Here is a 23,074-nt window from a genome sequence, read left to right as displayed (position 1 = left end):
ACGCCACAACGCGGCCAGCGACACCATCACCGCGAACGACGCCGGCTGCACCACATCGACCCGCTCCAACGACGGCGCGTCCTCGACACCCCGCAGCACATCCACCAGCGACCAATCGGTGAACTCCGCCAACGCGGCCGCACACTCACCGACCCGCTCCGCGAACACCGGCGACTCGTCCAGCAGCCGCGCACCCATCCCGACCCACTGCGAACCCTGACCCGGGAAGACGAACACCGTCTTCCCGTCCACATCGGCCACCCCTCGGGCCACCACGGACGACGGTCCGTCGGCCGCCACCGCGCGCAGGGCCTCCAGCGGGTCCTCCTGCCCGACGGGGATCAGCACGGCCCGGTGGTCGAAGACCGAACGCGACGAGACGAGCGAGAACCCGACGTCGAGGGGCCGGTGTCCGGGGCCGTTCTCGATGTGGGACAGCAGGCGGGCCGCCTGCTCCCGTACGGCGGAGCCGGTACGGCCCGAGACCACCCACGGCACCACGCCGCCGGCGACGGGTACGGGCGTGCGCTCGGTGTCCTCGGTCTCCTCCTCGACCGGGGCCTGCTCCAGCAGGGTGTGAGCGTTGGTGCCGCTGATGCCGAACGACGACACGGCGGCCCGGCGCGGCCGGCCGGTCTCCGGCCACTCCACCTCCTCGGACAGCAGCTGTACGGAGCCGGAGGACCAGTCGACGTGCGACGACGGAGTGTCCGCGTGCAGCGTCCGGGGCAGCACGCCGTTGCGCAGCGCCATCACCATCTTGATGACGCTCGCGACACCGGCGGCGGACTGGGTGTGCCCGATGTTGGACTTGACCGAGCCGAGCAGCAGGGCGCGCTCCGGGTCGCGGTCGCGGCCGTAGGTCGCGATGAGCGCCTGGGCCTCGATCGGGTCGCCCAGCGGGGTGCCGGTGCCGTGGGCCTCCAGGACGTCGATGTCCGAGGGGGCGAGGCGGGCGTTGGCGAGGGCCTGGCGGATGACGCGCTGCTGCGAGGGGCCGTTGGGGGCGGTGAGGCCGTTGGACGCGCCGTCCTGGTTGATGGCCGAGCCCCGCACCACGGCGAGGACCGGGTGGCCGTTGCGGCGGGCGTCGGAGAGCCGCTCGACGAGCAGGATGCCGACGCCCTCGGCCAGGGTCATGCCGTCCGCGTCGTCGGAGAACGCCTTGCAGCGGCCGTTCCGGGCGAGGGCGCGCTGCCGGCTGAACGCGACGAAGGGGGCGGGCGTGGTCATGATGGTCGCGCCGCCCGCGACGGCCATGGTGGATTCGCCGTTGCGCAGCGACTGGCAGGCCAGGTGCAGCGCGACGAGCGAGGACGAGCACGCGGTGTCGACGGTGACGGCGGGGCCTTCCAGCCCGAAGACGTAGTTGAGCCGGCCGGACAGCACGCTGGGGCTGCTGCCGGTGACCATGTGGCCCTCGGCGCCGTCACCGGCGCCGAGGCCGTACTCCTGGTAGCTGGAGCCGATGAAGGTGCCGGTGAGGCTGCCGCGCACGGTGGCCGGGTCGATCCCGGCGCGCTCGAAGCTCTCCCAGGTGGTCTCCAGCAGCAGTCGCTGCTGGGGGTCCATCACCAGGGCCTCGCGGGGCGAGATGCCGAAGAACGTGGGGTCGAACTCATCGGCCTCGTGCAGGAATCCGCCCTGCGTCGAGTAGGTCGTGCCGGGCCGGTCGGGGTCGGGGTCGTACAGCGCGTCGGCGTTCCAGCCACGGTTGACGGGGAATTCCGTCACGGCGTCGCCGCCGGAGGTGACCAGGTCCCACAGCTGCTCGGGGGAGCCGGCTCCGCCGGGGAAGCGGCAGCTCATCCCGATGATGGCGATGGGCTCGTCGTCGGCCGCCGTGGTGGTGACCGGTCCTGACACCTCCAGCACGCCGCCCAGGATCTCCGCCTGGAGGTACTGCGCGAGCGCCACGGGGGTCGGGTAGTCGAAGACCATCGTGGTGGGCAGGGTGAGGCCGGTGACGGTGGTCAGGCGCTTGCGCAGCTCGACGGCGGTGAGCGAGTCGAAGCCGATGTCGCGGAAGGCGCGTCCTTCCGGGACGCCGTCGGCGGAGCTGTGGCCCAGGACCGCCGCCGCCTCGCTGCGGATGAGGTCGGCGAGCAGGCGGGCCTGCTCCGGCTCGGCGAGGGCGCGTACGCGGGTGACGAACTCGGAGGCGTCGGCCGCCGCTTCCTCTCCGGCGCCGCCGGCCAGGGCCCGTACCTCGGGCAGGTCGGCGAGCAGGGCGCTGGGCCGGCCCGAGGTGAAGATCGGGGCGTAGCGGCCCCAGTCGACGTCGGCCACGGTGACGGTGGTGTCCTGCCGGACGACCGCGCGGCGCAGTTCGGTCATGGCGAGGCGCGGCTCCAGGAGGCCGAGGCCCTGTCGCCGCAGGCCCTCGGAGACGGCCTCGTCGACGGCCATGCCCGCTTCGGCCCAGGGGCCCCAGGCCACGGAGGTGGCGGTCAGGCCGCGGGCGCGGCGGTGCTCGGCGAGCGCGTCCAGGTAGGCGTTGGCTGCGCCGTAGGCGCTTTGTGCCCCACTGCCCCAGACACCGGCGATGGAGCCGAAGAGGACGAACAGGTCGAGTTCGCGGTCCCCGAGCAGGGCGTCGAGGTGGGCGGCGCCCGCCAGTTTCGCCGAGGTCAGTGCGGCGAACTCCGCCAGGGTGGTGTGTTCCAGCGGTCCGTACTGGCCGACGCCGGCGGTGTGGACGACACCGGTCAGCGGCAGGTCGCCGGGGATCGCGTCGAGTACGGCGGCGAGCGCGTCGCGGTCGGAGACGTCGCAGGCGACGATCTCGACGCGGGCGCCCAGCTCCTCCAGCTCGGCGCGGAGTTCGGCGGCGCCGGGAGCGTCCGGGCCGCGGCGGCTGGTCAGGACGAGGTTCTCCGCGCCGGAGCGGGCCAGCCAGCGGCCGACCTCGGCGCCGAGACCGCCGGTGCCGCCGGTCACCAGCACGGTGCCCCGCGCGGTGAACTCGCCTTCGGCGGGCAGCGCGTCCACGGGGTGCCGGACGAGCCGGCGTCCCGAGACACCGGTGGCACGGAGCGCGACCTGGTCCTCGCCGTCGGGGGCGTCCTTCGTGGCGAGCACGCCCGCGAGCCGCTGCGCGGCCTGCTCGTCGAGCGTCGCGGGCAGGTCGACCAGTCCGCCCCAGAGGCGGGGGTGCTCCAGCGCGGCGGTCCGGCCGAGCCCCCAGGCAGCGGCCTGGGCGGGCCGGGTGACCGGGTCCCCGGCGCCGGTCGACACGGCGCCCCGGGTGGCGGTCCACAGCCGGCCGTCGGCGCCGGTGTCGGCGAGCGCCTGGACGAGCGCGACGGTCAGGGCGAGCCCGGTGGTGAGCGGGGCGTACGTGCCGCTGGGACGCTCGTCCAGCGGGAGGACGGACAGGACGTGGGCCGTGGTGTCGCTGTCCTCGACGGCGCTGAGCCGCTCCGCCAGGACGGTCCGGTCGGTGCAGGAGGCGTCGAGGACCAGGCGGCGTACGCGGGCGCCGTGCGCGCTGAGCGCGGCCGCCAGGTCGTCGATCAGGGTGTCGCCGTCCTGGCCGCCGTCGGTGCTCCCGGTGCCGCCGTCGCTGCTGACGAGCAGCCAGGTGCCGTCCAGTACGGGGGCGGCCGGCTTGCGCGGCGGGGTCCACTCGACGCGGTAGCGCAGGGCGTCGAGCAGGGACTTCTCCTGCTTGCCGCGCCGCCAGGAGGTGAGGGCGGGGAGCAGGGAGCCGAGGGAGTCGTGCTCCTGGTCGCCGAGTCCGAGGATGGCGGCCAGTTCGTCGGCGTCGCCGCGCTCCACGGCGGCCCACAGGCGCTGGTCGCCGGGGTCGGTGGTCGCGGCGGAGGGAGCGGCGGCGGGCAGCTGCGGCCAGTAGAACTCGTGCTGGAAGGCGTAGGTCGGCAGGTCGACACGGCGGGCGCCGCTGCCCGCGAAGTAGGCGGGCCAGTCCACGGTGACGCCGTGCGTCTGGAGGCGGGCCAGCGCCGTGGTGGCGGCCAGTTCCTCGGAGCGGTCGGCGCGCAGCAGCGGGACGGTCTCGGCCTCGTACGTGTCGCCGAGGGTGTCCTGGGCCATGGCGGACAGCGGTCCGTCGGGGCCCAGCTCCAGGAAGGTGGTGATGCCCGCGTCGCGCAGGGTCGTCACGCAGTCGGCGAAGCGGACCGCTCCCCGTACGTGCTCGACCCAGTACTCGGCCGAGCAGAGCTGCTCGGCGGTGGCCTGCTCGCCGGTCAGGTTGGAGACGAGCGCGATGTCCGGCGCGCTGTAGGTGAGTTCCCCGGCGACGGCGCGGAAGCCGTCGAGCATCGCGGCCATCCGGGGCGAGTGGAAGGCATGGCTCACCCGCAGGCGCTTGGTCTTGCGTCCCTGGGCGTCGAAGGTGGCGGCGATGTCGAGGACGGCGTCCTCGTCACCGGAGACGACGACGGAGGTGGGGCCGTTGACGGCGGCGACGGACACCTGGTCCTCGCGTCCGGCGAGCAGCGGGAGGACCTCGTCCTCGGCGGCCCGCACGGCGACCATCGCGCCGCCGGAGGGCAGCGCCTGCATCAGCCGCGCCCGCGCCGCGACCAGACGGCAGGCGTCGGCCAGCGAGAACACCCCGGCCACATGCGCGGCCGCGATCTCACCGACCGAGTGGCCGGCCACGAAGTCCGGCTTGACGCCCCAGGAGCGTACGAGGCGGAACAGCGCCACCTCGACGGCGAACAGCGCGGGCTGGGTCCATCCGGTCTCGTCGAGCAGCGCGGCCTCGTCCGTGCCGTCGGCGGCGAAGAGCACGTCGCGCAGCGGGCGGTCCAGCAACGGGTCGAGTTCGGTGAGGACCGCGTCGAGCGCCTCGGCGAACACCGGGAACCGCTCGTACAGTTCGCGTCCCATGGCGGGCCGTTGGCTGCCCTGGCCGGTGAAGAGGAAGGCGGTCCTGCCGCGCCCGGCGGCCTCGCCCTCGATCACCCCGGCGTCGGCCTTGCCGGTGGCGAGGGCGGTGAGCGACCGCAGCAGCGCGGTGCGGTCGGCGCCGACCACGGCCGCGCGCCGGTCGAACTGCGAGCGGGTGGTGGCCAGGGAGAACGCGGCGTCGGTGAGGTCGAGTTCGGGGCGGGCCTGGACGTAGGACAGCAGTCGGGCGGCCTGGCCGCGCAGGGCGTCCCGGGTCCGGCCCGAGACCAGCCACGGTACGGCTCCGCCCGCGCGGCGCGGGGTGGTCCGGGCCGGGGCCGTGGGACGCGGGGGCTGCTCGATGATGGTGTGGACGTTGGTGCCGCTGATGCCGAAGGACGAGATACCGGCGCGGCGCGGACGGTCGGTCTCCGGCCAGTCGGTCTGCTCGGTCAGCAGCTCCACCGCGCCTTCGGACCAGTCCACGTGCGACGAGGGGGCGTCGACGTGGAGCGTTCGCGGGAGGACGCCGTGCCGCATCGCCATGATCATCTTGATCACGCCGGCGACACCGGCGGCGGCCTGGGTGTGGCCGATGTTCGACTTCACCGAGCCGAGCAGCAGCGGCCGGCTCCCGTCGCGCTCCCGGCCGTAGGTGGCGAGCAGCGCCTGCGCCTCGATGGGGTCACCGAGCGTGGTACCCGTGCCGTGGGCCTCGACGGCGTCCACGTCGTCGGCGGTCAGGCCGCCGCTGGCGAGTGCCTGCCGGATCACCCGCTGCTGGGAGGGGCCGTTGGGGGCGGTGAGGCCGTTGGACGCGCCGTCCTGGTTGACGGCGGAGCCACGGACGACGGCGAGGATCTGGTGACCGTTGCGTACGGCGTCCGACTGGCGCTCCAGGACGAGCATGCCGACGCCCTCGGACCAGCCGACGCCGTCGGCGGACTCGGAGAAGGCCTTGCAGCGCCCGTCGGGCGACAGGCCGCCCTGCCGGGAGAACTCCACGAAGACGGTGGGCGTCGACATGACGGTGACACCACCGGCGAGCGCCAGCGAGCACTCACCGCTGCGCAGGGCCTGCATGGCCCAGTGCATCGCGACGAGGGACGACGAGCAGGCGGTGTCGACGGTGACGGCGGGGCCTTCGAGGCCCATCGTGTACGAGACACGTCCCGAGGCGAGACTCGGCGAGCTGCCGCCGCCCCGGAAGCCCTCGAACTCGTCGCCCGCCAGGACGGCGCTGTAGTCGCTGTACATGACGCCGGCGAAGACACCGGTGGCGCTGCCGCGCAGCGACCGCGGGTCGACACCGGCCCGCTCGACGGCTTCCCAGGAGGCTTCCAGCAGCAGTCGCTGCTGGGAGTCGGTGGCGAGCGCCTCGCGCGGGCTCATCCCGAAGAACGCGGGGTCGAACTCGCCCGCGTCGTGCAGGAATCCACCGGAGCGGGTGTACGCGGTCCCGGTGTGGTCCGGGTCCGGGTGGTACAGCGACTCGATGTCCCAGCCACGGTTGACCGGGAAGCCGGAGACCACGTCGGCGCCCTCGGTGACCAGGCGCCACAGGTCCTCCGGCGAGGCCACGCCGCCCGGGTAGCGGCAGCTCATCCCGACGACCACGATCGGGTCGTCGGCGACGGCGGCGGTCCGGGTGGCGGTGGGCGGCGCCACGTCCGAGCCGAGCAGCTCGTCGAGGAGGTAGCCCGCCAGGTTCCGGACGGTCGGGTAGTCGAAGACCAGGGTGGCCGGCAGGCGCAGCCCGGTCACCGTGCCCAGCCGGTTGCGCAGTTCCACGGCGGTGAGCGAGTCGAAGCCCAGGTCGCGGAAGGCGCGGCCGGCGTCGATGGCGTCGGCGCCGGAGTGGCCGAGGACGAGGGCGACCTGCCCGCGTACCAGGTCCAGCAGCATCTCGTGGCGGTCGGTCTCGTCGAGCCGGCCCAGCCGCTGGACGAGGCTCCCGGCCGTGCTCGATCCGGTGACGGAGGCGCGGCGGGACCGGGCGCGGATCAGCGACCGCAGCAGCGGCGGGACGTCGCCCTGGGCGCGCAGCATCGGCAGGTCCAGCCGGACGGGCGCCACGACGGCCTCGCCGGTGGCGAGCGCGGCGTCGAACAGCGCGACGCCCTGCTCCACCGAGAGCGACGGCATGCCCGAGCGCGCGAGGCGCCGCATGTCCGTGTCGCTGACCCCGCCGGTCATGCCGCCGGTCTGGTCCCACGGGCCCCAGACGAGCGAGACGCCCGGCAGGCCCTCGGCGCGGCGGCGCTCCACCAGCGCGTCCAGGAACGCGTTGCCGGCCGCGTAGTTGCCCTGTCCCGCGCCGCCGAAGAGCCCGGCCACGGAGGAGAAGAGGACGAAGGCGGTCAGGTCGAGGCCGCGCGTCAGCTCGTGCAGGTTCCAGGCCGCGTCGGTCTTCGGCCGCAGTACGGTGTTCAGCCGCTCGGGCGTGAGCGTGCCGATGGTGCCGTCGTCCAGGACGCCCGCCGCGTGCACCACGGCGGACACGGGGTGATCGGCCAGCAGGCCGGCCAGCGCGCCGCGGTCGGCGACGTCGCAGGCGGCGGCGGTCACCTCGGCGCCGTGGCATTCCAGCTCGGCCACCAGCTCCTCGGCGCCCTCGGCGGCCAGGCCGCGCCGGCTGACCAGCAGCAGTCGCCGTACGCCCTGTTCGGCGACCAGGTGCCGGGCGATGACGGCGCCCAGCCCACCCGTACCGCCGGTGATCAGGACGCTGCCGCCCGCGCCCCAGACGGGACCGAGTCCGGCTCCGCCGGCCACCGGCCTGCGGACCAGGCGCCCGGCCCTGACCTCTCCGTCGCGGATGGTCAGCTGCGGCTCGTCCAGGGCGAGTGCGGCCGGGAGGACACCGGTCGTGTGCTCCGGGTCCAGGTCGACGAGGCCGAAGCGGCCGGGGTTCTCCGACTGCGCGGAGCGCACCAGGCCCCACACCGGGGCGGCCGCCACGTCACGGCCGCCGACGGCGCCGCGCGTCACGAACACCAGCCGGGAGCCGGCGAAGCGCTCCTCGGCCAGCCACGCCTGCGCGGACGCCAGGGCGTCCGCCGTCAGCGTGCGGGCGGACAGCGCCGCGTCGGCTCCGGGGTCACCGGCGATCACCGTCAGCACGACGCCGGGCACCGGGGACTCCCCCGCCGCCAGGGACGCCAGGTCGGGGTGGATCGCGACCGATCCGAGCGGTGCCAGCTCCTCGGCGATCCCGTACGCGTCGGGACCGACCACGGCGACCGAGGCGGGGGTGTCCGTGCCGGTCCGTACCGGGACCCAGTCGAGGCCGAACAGCGCGTCCCTGCCGACGGCGGCGGCGGAGCCGGCCGGTCCGGCCGCGACCGGGCGCAGGACCAGCGAGTCGATGGAGACGACCGGTTCACCGGCGTCGTCCGCGACGGCGATCGAGACCGCGTCCTCGGCGGCCGGGGTCAGCCGCACCCGCAGCGCGGAGGCGCCGGTGGCGTGCAGGGACACGCCCTCCCAGGAGAAGGGCAGCCCGCCCCGGCTCCCCTCGCCGAGTTCGACGAAGGACGCCGCGTGCAGCGCCGCGTCCAGCAGCGCGGGGTGCAGTCCGAACGCGTCCGCGTCGGCCTGGCCGCCCTCGGGCAGCACGACCTCGGCGTACACCTCGCCGTCCCGCCGCCAGACGGCCCGCAGGCCCTGGAAGACGGGGCCGTAGCCGAAGCCGTCGTCGGCCAGCCGGTCGTAGATGCCTTCGATGCCGACCGGCTCCGCGCCGGCCGGGGGCCACTCCTCGGTGTCGAGGAGGGTGCGCTGCTCGCCCAGTGCGAGCACACCGGTGGCGTGCCGGGTCCACGCCGTGTCCTCGGGCCCCTCGGGGCGGGAGGAGACGGTGACGGTGCGGCGGCCCGACTCGTCGGGGTTGCCGATCCCCAGCTGGACCTGGATGCCGCCCTGCTCCGGGAGGATCAGCGGCGCGGCCAGGGTGAGGTCCTCGACCCGGTCGCAGCCGACCTCGTCGCCGGCCCGGATGGCCAGTTCGAGGAAGGCGGTGCCGGGGAGCAGGGTGGTGCCGCCGACGGCGTGGTCGGCGAGCCACGGGTGGGTCTGGAGCGACAGCCGTCCGGTGAGCAGGGCGCCCTCGGAGTCGGCGAGGGAGACGGCGGCGGAGAGCAGCGGGTGGTGGGCGACGCCGAGTCCGGCGGCGCGCAGGTCGGCGGTGTGGCTCTGGAAGCCCTTGGGCCAGTACCTGCGGCGCTGGAAGGCGTACGTGGGCAGGTCGACGCGGCGGGCTCCGGTGCCGGTGAAGTACGCGTCCCAGCGGGCGGTGACACCGCGGACGTGCAGACCGGCCAGGGCCGTGGTGAGGGTGGGGATCTCGGGGCGGCCGCCGCGCAGGAGGGGGAGCGCGGTGGGGCCGTCGGCGCCCGCGGCGGCCAGGGAGTCCTGGGTCATCGCGGACAGCACGCCGTCGGGGCCGAGTTCGAGGAAGGTGGTGACGCCGTGGCCGAGCAGCCAGTCGACGCCGTCGGCGTACCGGACGGCGCGGCGGACGTGGTCGACCCAGTAGTCGGTCGAGGTCACCTGGGCGACCGTGGCGGGCTCTCCGGTCACGTTGGAGACGAACGGCATCAGCGGGGCCTGGAGGGAGAGTCCGGCCACGACGGCGCGGAACTCGTCGAGCATCGGCTCCATGAGCGGCGAGTGGAAGGCGTGCGAGACGCGCAGCCGCTTGGTCTTGCGGCCGTCCGCCTCCAGGCGGGCGGCGATCGCGGTCACGGTCTCCTCCTCGCCGGCGAGGACGACGGCGGTCGGGCCGTTGACGGCGGCGATCGACGCCCGGTCCTCGTGGCCGAGGAGCAGCGGGGTGACCTCGTCCTCGGTGGCCTGTACGGCGATCATCGCGCCGCCGGCGGGCAGGGCTCCCATGAGCCGGCCCCGGGCGGCGACGAGGGCGGCGGCGTCGCCCAGCGACAGCACACCGGCCACGTGGGCGGCGGTGAGCTCGCCGATCGAGTGGCCGGTCAGGTAGTCGGGCTTGATGCCCCAGGAGTCCACCAGGCGGAACAGCGCGGTCTCGACGGCGAACAGCGCGGGCTGCGCGTACTCGGTACGGTCCAGCGCGGCGGCGTCCTCGCCCCACAGCACCTCCCGCAGCGGGCGGTCGAGGTGCTGGTCCAGCTCGGTGACCGCCGCGTCGAACGCCTCGGCGAACACCGGGAAGCGGGCGTGGAGTTCGCGGCCCATGCCGAGGCGCTGCGCGCCCTGGCCGGTGAACAGGAACGCGAGGCGGCCGTCGCCCTGCGTGGTGCCCTCGACGCGGTCGGCGGCCTCGGTGTCCTCGGCGAGGGCGGTCAGTGCGGCGAGCGCGGTGTCACGGTCGGCGGCCGAGAGCACCGCGCGGTGCTCGAAGGCGGCCCGGGTGGTGGCCAGCGAGTAGGCGGTGTCGAGGACGGACGCGGCGGGGTCGGCCTCCAGCGCGGAGCGCAGGGCGGCGGCCTGTGCGAGCAGCGCGTCCCGGGTCCGCCCGGACACCAGGAGGGGGACGGTGCCGGCCTCGACGGCCGGGGCCCCGGCGGCGTCGGCCGTGCCGGGGGTACCCGGTTCGGGGGTGACCGGTTCGGGGGCCTGCTCGACGATGGTGTGCGCGTTGGTGCCGCTGATGCCGAAGGAGGAGACGGCGGCCCGCATGGGCGCTCCCGTCTCGGGCCAGGCGGAGTTCTCGTCCAGGATCCTGACCGCGCCCCGCGACCAGTCGACGTGCGAGGAGGGCTCCTCGGCCAGCAGCGTGCGGGGCACTATGCCGTGCCGCATCGCCATGACCATCTTGATGACGCCGGCGACACCGGCGGCGGCCTGGGTGTGGCTGATGTTCGACTTCACCGAGCCGAGCAGCAGCGGCCGGCTCTCGTCGCGGCCCTGGCCGTAGGTGGCCAGCAGGGCCTGTGCCTCGACGGGGTCGCCGAGGGTGGTGCCGGTGCCGTGGGCCTCGACGACGTCGATCTGGTCGGCCGACAGGCGGGAGTTGATCAGGGCCTGCTGGATGACTTCCTGCTGCGACGGGCCGTTCGGGGCGGTCAGGCCGTTGGACGCGCCGTCCTGGTTGACGGCGGAGCCGCGGACGACGGCGAGGATCTCGTGGCCGTTGCGCTGGGCGTCGGAGAGCCGCTCCAGCACCAGGACGCCCACGCCCTCGGCCCAGCCGGTGCCGTCGGCGGTGTCGCCGAAGGAACGGCAGCGGCCGTCGGCGGAGAGCCCGCCCTGACGGCTGAACTCGACGAACGTACCGGGGCTCGACATGACGGTGACGCCGCCGGCCAGCGCGAGGGTGCACTCCCCTCCGCGCAGCGCCTGTGCGGCGAGGTGCACGGCCACCAGGGACGACGAACAGGCGGTGTCGACGGTGACGGCCGGGCCGACCGTGCCGAAGGTGTAGGAGATACGTCCGGACAGGACGCTGCCCGTGTTGCCGGTCAGCTGGAAGCCCTCGACGCCGTCGGCGGGCCCGACCCGGTAGTCCTGGGCCATCGCGCCCATGAACACACCGGTCTGGCTGCCCTTGACCGAGGTCGGGTCGATGCCCGCGCGCTCGAAGGCCTCCCAGGCGGCTTCCAGCACGACGCGCTGCTGCGGGTCCATCGCCAGCGCCTCGCGCGGCGAGATGCCGAAGAAGTCGGCGTCGAAGTCGGGCGCCTCGTGCAGGAATCCGCCGGAGGTGGTGCTCGACGAGGCGAGCGCCTCGGTGTCCCAGCCACGGTCCGTGGGGAATTCCGAGATGCCGTTCCCGCCGGCCTCGACCATCCGCCACAGGTCTTCGGGGCTGCTGATCCCGCCCGGATAGCGGCAGGTCATGCCCACGATGGCGATCGGCTCCTGAGCCGCCGTCTCGAGGTCGTTGACCCGCTGCCGCGTCCGTCGCAGATCGGCGGTCGCAAGCTTGAGGTAGTCCCGGAGCTTCTGTTCGTTGTCCATCTCAACTCAACCCATCTCGACAGCCAGCGGTCGAACATGAATCACGCCGGACATCTCGCGCTCGTCGTGCAATAAGTAAGGGCAAAAAGAGGTGCGATAAATCGAATGCCACATGGCTTCGCAGCCGGTTAAGGGGAAGCCATGTGGCGATTTTCGTCGCGACCGCGTCGGGAAATCCCTAGTCTTGGACCGGGATTCCCGCCGCTACCAGCCGGAGGCCAGCAGAAGGTCCCCGTATTCGTGTTCGCGGGAAACCTGCTTGAGGTCGGCGTCGACCATCATGTGCATCAGCTCGGGGAAGTCGACGGACGGCTTCCAGCCCAGCTGGGTGCGGGCGTGCTTGCTGTCGGCGCAGAGGATCTCCACCTCGGCGGGGCGGACCAGTTCGGGGTCGATGACCACGTAGTCCTCCCAGTTGAGGCCGACGTGTTCGAAGGCGATCCGCACGGCCTCCGCGACCGAGTGCATGCTGCCGCTGCCCACGACGTAGTCGTCCGGCTCGTCCTGCTGGAGCATGAGGTGCATGGCACGCACGTAGTCGCCGGCGAAGCCCCAGTCGCGGACCGCGTCGAGGTTCCCCAGGCGCAGTTCCTCCTGGAGTCCCAGCTTGATCCGGGCGACCGCGAGGGAGATCTTCCGGGTCACGAACTCCGCGCCACGACGCGGGGATTCGTGGTTGAAGAGCATCCCGGAGACCGCGTACATCCCGAAGGACTCACGGTAGTTGCGGGTGATGAAGTGCCCGTACGCCTTGGCGGCGCCGTACGGGCTGCGCGGGTGGAAGAGCGTCGTCTCCCGCTGCGGGGTCTCGGCGGCCTTGCCGAACATCTCCGAGGACGACGCCTGGTAGAAGCGGATCTGGCCGTGTGCGGAGGCGGTGCGGGAGGTGCCCAGACCGCTCACCATCCGGATCGCCTCCAGGACGCGGAGCACGCCCATTCCGTTGACCTCGGTGACCAGTTCGGCCTGCTGCCACGACATCGGCACGAACGAGATGGCGCCGAGGTTGTAGACCTCGTCGGGCTGCACGGTGTCGACGGCGGAGACCAGGCTCGCCTGGTCCATCAGGTCCCCTTCGACAAAGGACAGCTCGGAGGCCAGCCGGCTGACCCGCGACTTTCGCGGGTTCGCCTGCCCCCGGATCAAACCCCATACCTGGTAGCCCTGCGAGAGCAGGTGCTCCGCCAGATAGGAACCATCCTGCCCGGTAATTCCAGTGATCAACGCACGCTTGGACATTCCAACCCCTTCTCGACCACGGAGAGACCGCCCAAACGCTGAGCTAGGTCGACGACCTTGCATCGAATACGCTTCTGTCCGGACGATAGACATCGGCACGCTCGCAAGCCGCCGACCATGGTGTCAAGAAATCCCCGGCATACTAGGGAATTCCTGAGTGGGGCCGGTCCGCCGGAAGGCGTCGGGAGCCGGAAGGCGCCCAACACTAGGGATTTTCGGGCCCCTCGTGCGGTGCACTGGGTGCGTCGGCGTCCGGGCCGGCTCTGTCAACCGGAGTGCTTTTCCGTGCTGTTCAGACTGCTGCGCACTCATGTGCGTCCCTACAGGCGAGCGGCCGCCCTGCTGGTCCTGCTGCAACTGGTTCAGATCCTCGCCACGTTGCTGTTGCCGACCCTCGGCGCCGCGCTCATCGACAACGGCGTGATCAGAGAGGACAGCGGCTACATCTCACGGCTGGGCGCGGTGATGATCGCGGTGGCGCTCGTGCAGATCGTGTCGGCGGTCGGCGCGGTGTCGCTGGGCTCCCGTACCGCGATGGCGATGGGCCGCGACATCCGCTCCGCCGTCTTCCGCCGCGTACTGGACTTCTCCGCCCGCGAGGTGGGCCGCTTCGGTACGCCGTCCCTGATGAACCGGACGGTGAACGACGTCCAGCAGGTGCAGACCCTGGCCCTGTCGGGGTTCGGCATCGTGGTGTCGGCGCCCATCATGTGCCTGGGCAGCATCGCCCTGGCGCTTCAGCAGGACGTGCCGCTGGCGCTGATCCTGGTGGTCCTCGTCCTCGTGGTGGGCGTCTCGTTCGGTCTGCTCCTGGCCCGGATGGGGGCGTTCTACGAGCGGATGCAGACCTACCTGGACCGGCTGGGCCGGTTGCTGCGCGAGCAGATCACCGGCGTGCGCGTGGTGCGTTCCTTCGTCCGGGACAGCTACGAGCGCGAGCGGTTCACCCGGACGAACTCCGAGCTCTTCGAGGTCTCGCGGCGCGTCGGACGGCTCATCGCGTCCATGCTCCCCGTGGTGCTCCTCCTCATGAACGCGTTCATGGTCGCCATCCTGTGGGTGGGCGCGCACCGCATCGGCTCCGGGACGATGCGGGTCGGCGCGCTGAGCGCGTTCCTCAGCTATCTCTCCCTCATCCTGATGTCGGTCGTGATGGTGGCGTTCGTCTTCCTGTCGGTGCCCCGCGCGAAGGTGTCCGCCGGGCGTATCCAGGAGCTGCTGGACACCGCGACGAGTGTCACGGCACCGCCGGAGCCGGTACGGACCACGGACGCCCTGGCCGGCCGGCTCGAACTCCGCGGGGCGGAGTTCCGCTATCCGGGCGCGGAGAAGCCGGTGCTCCAGGAGATCGACCTGACCGTCGCTCCCGGCGAGAGCCTGGCGGTCCTCGGCTCCACGGGAAGCGGCAAGACCACCCTGCTCAACTTGGTTCTGCGGCTCTTCGACGCCACGGACGGCTCGGTGCGCGTCAACGGCGCCGACGTACGGGAGCTGGCCCCCGACACCCTCAGCCGCGCCGTCGGTTTCGTGCCGCAGAAGCCGTACCTGTTCTCCGGCACCGTCGCGACCAACCTCCGCTTCGGGAATCCGGACACCACCGACGAGGAGCTGTGGCGGGTCCTGCGGGTCGCCCAGGCGGCCGGTTTCGTGGAGCGGATGACCGGCGGTCTCGACGCGGAGATCGCCCAGGGCGGTACGAACGTGTCGGGCGGCCAGCGCCAGCGGCTGGCCATCGCGCGCACCCTGCTGCGCCGGCCCGACATCTATCTGTTCGACGACTGCTTCTCGGCGCTCGACTACGCCACGGACGCCGCGCTGCGCTCGGCGCTCGCGCCCGAGACCGAGCGGGCGACGGTGATCACCGTCGCCCAGCGTGTCGCCACGGTCCAGCACGCGGACCGCATCGTGGTCCTCGACGAGGGGCGGGTCGTCGCCGCCGGCACCCATGGCGAGTTGCTGCGCGACAGCTCGACGTACCGGGAGATCGCCCTCTCCCAGCTCACCGAGGAGGAGGCCGTCGATGGACTCGCCAGGCAGCCCTAGCCGACCGATACCGGCGCCGGGAGCGGCGGGAGCGGCACCGGCACCGGCACCGGCACCGGCGGGAGCGGCACCCCGGAGTCACGGCCGGCGGCTCCTCGGTCTGCTCCGGCCGCACCGCTCCCGCATCGTGCTGGCCCTCGCCACCGGGATCGGCGGGATCGCGCTCACCGCGTCCGGTCCGCTGCTCCTCGGGAAGGCGACCGACCTGATCGTCGACGGTGCGATCGGCGTGGGCCCCGGGGCCCACGCGGCGGGCGTCGACTTCGGCCGGGTCGGCCGGCTGCTGCTGATCCTGCTCGTGCTCTACGTCGCGGCCTCGCTGTTCATGCTCGTCCAGGGCCGGCTGACCGCGGCCGTCGTCCAGCGGGTGATCTTCGATCTGCGGGAGCGCGCGGAGGACAAGCTCGGCCGGCTGCCGCTGAGTTACTTCGACCGCCACCCGGCGGGCGAGGTACTGGGCCGCACCACCAACGATGTCGACAACCTCCAGCAGACGCTCCAGCAGAGCCTCGCCGAGCTGATCACCTCGGTGCTCTCCATCATCACGATGCTGATCCTGATGCTGGTCATCTCGCCGGCCCTGGCGGTGATCATGCTGGCCAGTGTGCCGGTGTCGGCGGTGCTGGCGGCCTGGATCAGCAAGCGCTCCCAGCCGCAGTTCACCGACCAGTGGGCGGCCACCGGGGCGATGAGCGCGCAGGTGGAGGAGATCTACACCGGTCATTCGCTGGTCAAGACCTTCGGCCGGCGCGCTCAGGCCGAGCGGCAGTTCGACGAGCACAACGAGGCGCTCTTCCAGGCCGGCACGAAGGCCCAGTTCGCCTCGGGCACCATCGAGCCCGCGATGATGTTCATCGCGAACCTCGGCTATGTGGCCGTCGCGGTGGTCGGCGCGTGGAAGGTGGTGAGCGGCACGCTGACGCTCGGGGACGTCCAGGCGTTCATCCTCTACTCCCGCCAGTTCAGCCAGCCGATCGTCCAGGTCGCGAGCGTGGCCGGCCGCCTGCAGTCCGGGATCGCCTCCGCCGCACGGGTCTTCACCCTCCTCGACGAGCCGGAGCAGAGCCCCGACCCGAAGAGTCCGGTGCGGCCAGGGCAGGCCCGGGGCCAGGTGCGCCTGGACGGCGTGTCGTTCCGCTACTCCCCCGACACGCCGCTGATCGAGGACCTGTCGCTGACCGTGGAACCCGGCAGCACGGTGGCGATCGTCGGCCCGACCGGCGCGGGCAAGACCACGCTGGGCAATCTCCTGATGCGCTTCTACGAGGTCGACGACGGCCGCATCCTGCTCGACGGGACGGACACCGCGTCGATGACACGGGACGACCTGCGCTCGCGGTTCGGTCTCGTCCTCCAGGACACCTGGCTCTTCGGAGGCACGATCGCCGAGAACATCGCGTACGGGCACGCCGGGGCGACCCGCGAGGAGATCGTCGAAGCGGCGCGCGCGACGTGCGCGGACCGCTTCATCCGCACGCTGCCGGACGGGTACGACACCGTGCTCGACGACGAGTCCGCGGGCGTCAGCGCGGGCGAGAAGCAGCTCATCACGGTCGCCCGGGCGTTCCTGGCCAGGCCGGCGGTCCTGGTGCTCGACGAGGCGACCAGCTCGGTCGACACCCGTACCGAAGTTCTCATCCAGCGGGCCATGAACACGCTGCGAGCGGGCAGGACCAGCTTCGTGATCGCACACCGGCTGTCGACCATCCGCGACGCGGATGTCATTGTGGTCATGGACTCGGGGCGGATCGTCGAGCGTGGCACCCACGACGAGCTGATCGGCCGACAGGGCGCCTACGCACGGCTGCACGCGGCCCGCGCCCACGAGTCCTCGCGCGTCTCCACGTGATCTCGCAGAGGGAAGGTACTGTGCCCGACGGAAAACTCCTGGCCGTCAGCGACCTGCACGTCGTCTACGACGAGAATCGCGCGCTGGTCGATGCCCTGCGACCGGGGTCGGACGAGGACTGGCTGATCGTCGCGGGCGATGTCGCCGAGAAGTTCGCCGACATCGAGGCGACGCTACGGCTGCTCAGCGAGCGGTTCGCCAAGGTGATCTGGGTGCCGGGCAACCACGAACTGTGGACGCATCCGCAGGACCCGTGCGACCTGCGCGGGGAGAAGCGCTATCTGCGCCTGGTCGACCTGTGCCGGGAGCTGGGCATCGTGACGCCCGAGGACCCCTACCCCGTCTGGGAGGGCGCGGGAGGTCCGGTGGCGGTGGCACCGCTGTTCGTCCTCTACGACTACTCGTTCCGCGCACCGGGCACCACGACGACGGCCGAGTCGCTGCGGGTGGCGACCGAGGCGGGCATCGTCTGCTCCGACGAGTACTTCCTGCACCCGGACCCGTACGACGGCAGGGACGCCTGGTGCTGGTCCCGGGTCGCGGAGACCGAACGCCGGCTCGCCGCCGTCGATCCGTCGCTGCGTACCGTCCTGGTCAACCACTTCCCGCTGGTCCGCGACCCCACCCGCGTGCTGCGCTACCCGGAGTTCGCCCAGTGGTGCGGTACGGAGCTGACCGCCGACTGGCATGTGCGCTTCCGCGCCGCCGCGGTGGTGTACGGACATCTGCACATACCCCGGGTCACCTGGCACGACGGGGTGCGCTTCGAAGAGGTCTCGATCGGCTATCCGCGCGAATGGCGCACCCGCCCGCCGCGCCTGCCGCTGCGTCAGATCCTTCCCGCGCCGGCCGGTCAGGGGATCCGATGATCGACGGGATACTGCCGGCCGCCGTCGCGGCCGAGGTGGCGTACGGCGACCCCGTGGCGGGACCGGACGACGAACTCTTCCCGCAGGAGAAGGAGCTCATCGCCTTCTCGGTGCCCAAGCGGCAGCGGGAGTTCACGACCGTACGGTTCCTGGCGCGGCGCGCGATGCGGCGCCTGGGCCTGCCGCCCGTACCGGTGCTGTCCACCCCGAGGGGCGCGCCGCGCTGGCCCGACGGCGTGGTCGGGAGCATGACCCACTGCGACGGTTACCGCGCGGCGGTCGTGGCCTCCTCGGACGGCACGGCGGCCCTCGGTATCGACGCGGAGCCGGACAAGCCGCTGCCCCGTGGCGTGCTGGACGTCATCGCGCTGCCCTCCGAGGCCACGCGGGTGGCGTTCCTGACCTCGCACCATGCCGGGGTCCACTGGGACCGGCTCCTCTTCTGCGCCAAGGAGAGCGTCTTCAAGGTGTGGCATCCCCTCACCGGACGTGAACTGGACTTCTCCCAGGCGGAGATCACCATCGATCCGCTGGAACGGACCTTCCACGCACGGCTTCTGGTACCGGGCCCGGTCGTCGACGGCCGTCGCGTCGGCGACTTCGCGGGCCGCTGGCACGCCGCCGACGGGCTGATGGCGACCGCCATCCATCTGCCGGCCGTCAGCGCGAGCGTCAGCGCGTCCGCGACGGGGCCGGGTCCGGGCGGCCGGGTCTGAGGAGGCCGCCGGGCGCCCGGTGGCCGGGGCGGCCGCCCGTCACTTCCAGGCCGGCTCCTGCCGGTGGAAGTTGGGCCGGACGGGGGTGTTCGTGTAGCCGCGGTGGAACACCGGGGTGGTGGAGGGGGACAGCGGCGGCACGATCCAGTCGCGGTCGGTGGGCGTCGCCCGGCCCCGGCGCAGCTCCCGCTCCTCATGGGTGACGAACTGCCGGGTCACGGTGTGGTGGTCGACGATGTGCGCCCCGGCCCGGTGGAAGGAGTGGAGCACGGCCCGGTTCAGTTCGACCAGCGCCAGGTCCTTCCAGAGGGAGTCCTCGCGGCTCATGTCCAGTCCGAGCCTCGCCCCGATGCGCGGCAGCAGGTCGTAGCGGTCGGTGTCGGCGAGGTTGCGCGCGCCGATCTCGTACCCGACGTACCAGCCGTTGAAGGGGGCGGCCGGATACTCGACCCCGCCGATCTCCAGCAGCATGTCGGAGATGGCCGGTACGGCGTGCCAGCGCAGTCCCAGTCCGGCGAACCAGGTGAACTCGGGGTGGACGAGCTCCACTTCCAGCACCGCGTCCGCCGGCAGCTCGAACCAGCGCGGCGCCTCGCCCGGCAGCCGCACGATCAGCGGCAGCACGTCGAAGGGGCCGCCGCTCCCGCGCCAGCCGAGGGCCTGCGCCGCCGCCGTGATGCCCACGTGCAGGGGGTCGCCCACCACGCTGCCGTCGGTCCGGGTGTACCCGGCGTACCGCACCAGTTGCGGATTCCAGATGCGGATGGCCGAGCCGTCGGCTCCGCGCGGGGCGAACACCGTGATCACCGGCTGGAGCCGGCCGCCGTTCGTCGCCAGCCGCAGGTGCTCGACGCAGGCGGCGAAGACGTCCTCGGCGCTCACCGCGTCGCGCCGGTCGACCACGCGCAGCGCTTTCCAGTGCAGCCGCCCGACGCAGCGGGCGTGGTTGCGCCAGGCCAGCTTGCAGCCGTGGGCGAGCTCCGCCGCCGTCTGGAGGTAGCCGCCGGTGGCGTCGATCTCCGCCCGGGCGGCGGCGAGGCGGCTTCGCCGGTCGCCGTCCACGGGCGTCTCGCCGTCCAGCAGGAAACGCTCCGCCTCCGCCGCCACGGCGCGGTACGCCTCCGGCGCGGGGCGCGCGGAACCCGCCACGCCCCGCGCCGTCGAAGCCGCCTTCTCAGCCATCCAGGTGGATGCGGAAGCGGACGAGATCGCCGTCGAGGGTGATCTCCGCGTCGCCCGCGGCCGTCGCGTAGATCCCGGTGCCGCCGACGACGGCCGAGGAGCCCGTGTAGGGCCCGGAACCGAACCGGTCGATCATGGCGCTGAGCGCGAGTGAGCCGTCGTGGAGCCGCAGAACCCGCTGGCACTGGGTGACCGGACCCTCCTTGGTGACCAGGACCGCGCCGCAGCGGGCGCTGCCGTCGCCGATCATCCGGCCCGGCTTGCCGTTCCGGGCCTCGTGGAGTTCCAGATACGTGACCCAGCTCGCGCCGAGGGTCACCGTGCGCGGCTCCGTGTCGGCCTTCTTGACGGCCACCCAGTCGAGCGTGCGCCCGGCCCGGGCCTGCGCCGGCGGTCCCGGGGCGGCGAAGCCGACGACGGCGGCACCGGTGACGGCGAGAGCACCCAGCCAGAGCGCGAGACGGGAAGAGGACACCTGTACCTCCGGGAAGCGCGGAAGAACGGCCGGGGCGAGGTACCCCGCCCCGGCGCCACCCTCGCGGGTGTGCTGCCACTTCAGCCTCCGCCGGAGGACCGGCACAAGCTCCGGGAGCCGGACATCACCCGAACGGCGGCACCGCCTGCCCGCAGAAACGTCACGCTGGCTCGTGTCGCCCGGCTGACCGTCCCGCCGGCTCGGGGGCGCACCCCGCTCGGGCTAACGAAAGTTCGTATATGGGTATAAAAGGGGAAGGTAGGGCGATCGTCCTGAGCGGATCCTGCCGGATCCGCTCAGGTGAGCCCCGGCGGGACCGCGTCCCGCCACCCAGCGAAGGAGTGCGTCATGGCGACCGACGACAACGCGATGGACAAGGCCAAGGGCAAGGCCAAGGAAATGACCGGCAAGGCCACCGGCGACGACCGGATGGCGAGCGAGGGCCGGACCGACCAGGCCAAGGCCAAGGCCAAGAGCGGCATGGAAGACAGCAAGGAGAAGGCGCGGGGAATGAAGGACTCCCTCATGGACGACGAACACCACGACAACTCCTGACCTTTCTGCCGCGCGGCCGCCCCCGCTCCACCGGCCAGGACGCCGGCGGGGCGGGGGCGGCCGTGTCTTCGGACGCCCCCTTCTCCGTTCCCTTTCTCCGTCCCCCTTCTCCGTTTTCTCCGTTCCTCTCTTCGTTCCATGGACGGCCCCATGTGCTGGAGTGCGACGGCCGACCTCGCGGCGGGCGCCGGCATCGCCCTCGTCGGCGCCGCCGGCGTGGTCCGCGTGACACGGAGGCGGCAGTTCCGGGATCTGCCGCTCGCCGCGCTGCCCCTGCTCCTCGGCGCCCACCAGATCATCGAGTCCGCCGTCTGGCGTGCCGGCGGAGGCAGCGGTCCCGCCACCCTGGCGTGGGCCGTCCTCGCCCTGCCGGTCCTGGTGCTCTGGGTCCCGCTCGGCGTACTGCTCGCGTCGCCCCCGAGGGCGCGGCGGCGGCTGCTGGCGCCGGCCGTCGTCGCGCTCGCCACGGCGGCGGTCCTCGCCTACGGCCTCACGGCCCATACGGTGACGGCCGAGATCCGTGGCCATACCGTCGGCTACGTCGTCGATCTGCCGTACCCGCCGCTGATCGTCGCCTGTTATCTCTTCGCCACCCTGGGCTCCCTGCTGCTGGCGGCGGACCCGCTGCTGCGGCTGCTGGGCCTCCTGACCGGCGCCGGGGCGGTCGGCTGCGCGCTGTTGTGGCGACTGGAGTTCGTCTCCACCTGGTGCGCCGTCGCCGCGGTGGCCTCGCTCGTCGTCCTCGTGCGGGTCCGGCGGGGGCCGACCGTTCCCGCAGCGGATTCTCACCTCCCGACACGGAAAAATCTACCTCGGCCACGGTAGACATCCAGGACTCCTGTGGTTAGTGTTTTTCGTGTAGCCACTGAAGTCGGTGAGAGAAGCCAGTACAGCGCGCCAGAGACGAACTGGCGCGAGCGGTACACGGCACGGCAGCGGAGCTCCGGGACCACGAGGTGATGGAAGGCCCCGGAGCTGGTTGCCGGACCGGGTGGCCCCCAGGGGCCGCCGGAGAGAGACAGGGACGGAATCCGGGTCGGCGACGGCCCGGGTCCGGCACAGGACCCGGAAGAGATGAGGACTGGACACCATCAGGACCCCCGGGCGCGGAGTACGTCCGCCCGGGTACCGCAGGCCCAGGATTGGAAGGTGGTCCCCGGTCAGGCATTCACGATCCCCGTATCCCCGGCCTTCCGGACGGGCGTACGGAAACCGAGAGCCGGCGCACAGCGCCGGTGGATGGTGTTGAACCCCTCGGGGCCCCGGTGCCGTACGGCATCGGGGCCCTCGACGCGTACCAGAAGAGGTGCAAGTGACCCCAGAGACCCAACCGCGTGCCACCGACCGTTTCGACGATGACGACTACCCCGCGTACACCATGGGCCGCGCCGCGGAGATGATCGGCGCGACCCCCGCTTTCCTCCGGGCCATCGGCGAGGCCCGCCTGATCACCCCGCTCCGCTCCACCGGCGGCCACCGCCGCTACTCCCGCTACCAACTGCGCATCGCCGCCCGCGTCCGGGACCTCGTCGACCAGGGCACCCCGGTCGACGCCGCGTGCCGCATCGTCATCCTTGAGGACCAGTTGGAAGAAGCCCTGCGACTCAACGAGGAGCTGCGCCGGCCGCAGGCCGGCCCGGCAGGGACCGCCGGTTCCTGACAGCGAATATCTATGGCCGCTGGTACAGAAATTGACCCGATGCGCGGTGAGAATTTATGACACGGCAGGCGGAGTGATAACACTTGCCGTGCCGTGCCACATGCACCGTGCTACTGTTGATCTCAGTTGCAGTTGTGGTTCCCAAAGACTTCAAGTGCTCTTGTTCGACTTTATGTGTCGGCGAGGCGCTTTTGTATTTCCGGTGCTATTCCGGACGGGGTAATCATCGCGGCGACGTGGGGCTCGCACAGTGCGGGCCCCCGGGCAATGCCCCAAAGGAGAACAGATCATGGCCAGTGGCACCGTCAAGTGGTTCAACGCGGAAAAGGGCTTCGGCTTCATCGAGCAGGACGGTGGCGGCGCTGACGTCTTCGCCCACTACTCGAACATCGCCGCCTCCGGCTTCCGTGAGCTCCAGGAAGGCCAGAAGGTGACCTTCGACGTCACGCAGGGCCAGAAGGGCCCGCAGGCCGAGAACATCGTTCCCGCCTGACGCTCGGACGCACGACTGAGGCTGGGGCCCGCACCTTGGGATGCGGGCCCCAGCCCGTTGCTGTTTGCAGGGCCGCCGGCGGACGAACCGCCTGCGGCTCCGGCCGGATACCGCACCGGCCCTCGGCGGATGCCGCGTTCCCCGACGCGCCGATTTCGACTTCCGCGCCTCGGCACGGCTCCGTTTTCTTTGTA

The 23,074-nt window shown here is 72.4% G+C and carries 12 protein-coding genes; 8 read left to right on the top strand and 4 right to left on the bottom strand.

The features are described from left to right. Together ACIBAE_RS17490 and ACIBAE_RS17485 are read right to left on the bottom strand one after the other, a co-directional pair. The coding region (locus ACIBAE_RS17490; protein ID WP_399285804.1) for a type I polyketide synthase at positions 1–11,799 on the bottom strand (11,799 nt) is incomplete at its 3' end. A gap of 204 nt (positions 11,800–12,003) precedes the next feature. Then, positions 12,004–13,038, bottom strand: a complete 1,035-nt coding sequence (locus ACIBAE_RS17485; RefSeq protein ID WP_399285802.1) for a GDP-mannose 4,6-dehydratase — start codon at positions 13,036–13,038, stop codon at positions 12,004–12,006. Positions 13,039–13,323: 285 nt separating this feature from the next. On the opposite strand from ACIBAE_RS17485, the gene ACIBAE_RS17480 reads away from it, so the two are divergent. Genes ACIBAE_RS17480 through ACIBAE_RS17465 form a run of 4 tightly spaced genes read left to right on the top strand, consistent with a single transcriptional unit; the run spans position 13,324 to position 18,515 of the window. Next, positions 13,324–15,081, top strand: a complete 1,758-nt coding sequence (locus tag ACIBAE_RS17480) for an ABC transporter ATP-binding protein (RefSeq protein ID WP_399285800.1) — start codon at positions 13,324–13,326, stop codon at positions 15,079–15,081. Further along, a complete protein-coding gene (locus ACIBAE_RS17475; RefSeq protein WP_399285798.1) occupies positions 15,059–16,930 on the top strand; it encodes an ABC transporter ATP-binding protein in 1,872 nt (623 codons plus the stop codon). Before ACIBAE_RS17480 ends, ACIBAE_RS17475 begins: the two co-directional genes overlap by 23 nt. A gap of 20 nt (positions 16,931–16,950) precedes the next feature. Continuing rightward, entirely contained in the window at positions 16,951–17,799 is an 849-nt protein-coding gene (locus tag ACIBAE_RS17470; RefSeq protein WP_399285796.1) for a metallophosphoesterase family protein, read from the top strand. After that, the gene (locus ACIBAE_RS17465; RefSeq protein WP_399285794.1) at positions 17,796–18,515 is read left to right on the top strand and encodes a 4'-phosphopantetheinyl transferase; all 720 of its coding nucleotides are present in this window, start codon (positions 17,796–17,798) and stop codon (positions 18,513–18,515) included. Before ACIBAE_RS17470 ends, ACIBAE_RS17465 begins: the two co-directional genes overlap by 4 nt. 39 nt (positions 18,516–18,554) lie before the next feature. On the opposite strand, the gene ACIBAE_RS17460 is transcribed toward ACIBAE_RS17465, so the two are convergent. Together ACIBAE_RS17460 and ACIBAE_RS17455 are read right to left on the bottom strand one after the other, a co-directional pair. Further along, on the bottom strand, positions 18,555–19,697 hold the full coding sequence (locus tag ACIBAE_RS17460; protein ID WP_399285792.1) for a nitric oxide synthase oxygenase: 1,143 nt from the start codon (positions 19,695–19,697) through the stop codon (positions 18,555–18,557). Next, a complete protein-coding gene (locus tag ACIBAE_RS17455; RefSeq protein ID WP_399285790.1) occupies positions 19,690–20,172 on the bottom strand; it encodes a hypothetical protein in 483 nt (160 codons plus the stop codon). The genes ACIBAE_RS17460 and ACIBAE_RS17455 overlap by 8 nt, the downstream gene beginning before the upstream one ends. 348 nt (positions 20,173–20,520) lie before the next feature. On the opposite strand from ACIBAE_RS17455, the gene ACIBAE_RS17450 reads away from it, so the two are divergent. The 4 genes from ACIBAE_RS17450 to ACIBAE_RS17435 all read left to right on the top strand — a co-directional run bounded on the left by ACIBAE_RS17450 (position 20,521) and on the right by ACIBAE_RS17435 (position 22,880). After that, entirely contained in the window at positions 20,521–20,727 is a 207-nt protein-coding gene (locus ACIBAE_RS17450) for a CsbD family protein (RefSeq protein ID WP_399285788.1), read from the top strand. A gap of 150 nt (positions 20,728–20,877) precedes the next feature. Further along, positions 20,878–21,552, top strand: a complete 675-nt coding sequence (locus ACIBAE_RS17445; RefSeq protein ID WP_399285822.1) for a DUF6629 family protein — start codon at positions 20,878–20,880, stop codon at positions 21,550–21,552. A 487-nt stretch (positions 21,553–22,039) separates the two neighbouring features. Beyond that, the gene (locus tag ACIBAE_RS17440) at positions 22,040–22,387 is read left to right on the top strand and encodes a MerR family transcriptional regulator (RefSeq protein ID WP_399285786.1); all 348 of its coding nucleotides are present in this window, start codon (positions 22,040–22,042) and stop codon (positions 22,385–22,387) included. A 289-nt stretch (positions 22,388–22,676) separates the two neighbouring features. Continuing rightward, positions 22,677–22,880 carry a cold-shock protein gene (locus ACIBAE_RS17435; RefSeq protein WP_055489522.1) on the top strand — a complete coding sequence of 68 codons (204 nt, stop codon included), beginning with the start codon at positions 22,677–22,679 and terminating at the stop codon, positions 22,878–22,880. Positions 22,881–23,074 lie beyond the last annotated feature (194 nt).

The sequence above is a fragment of the Streptomyces sp. NPDC051569 genome, from assembly GCF_044454085.1.
Taxonomy (GTDB): domain Bacteria; phylum Actinomycetota; class Actinomycetes; order Streptomycetales; family Streptomycetaceae; genus Streptomyces.
This window is presented reverse-complemented; position numbering and strand designations above follow the sequence as displayed.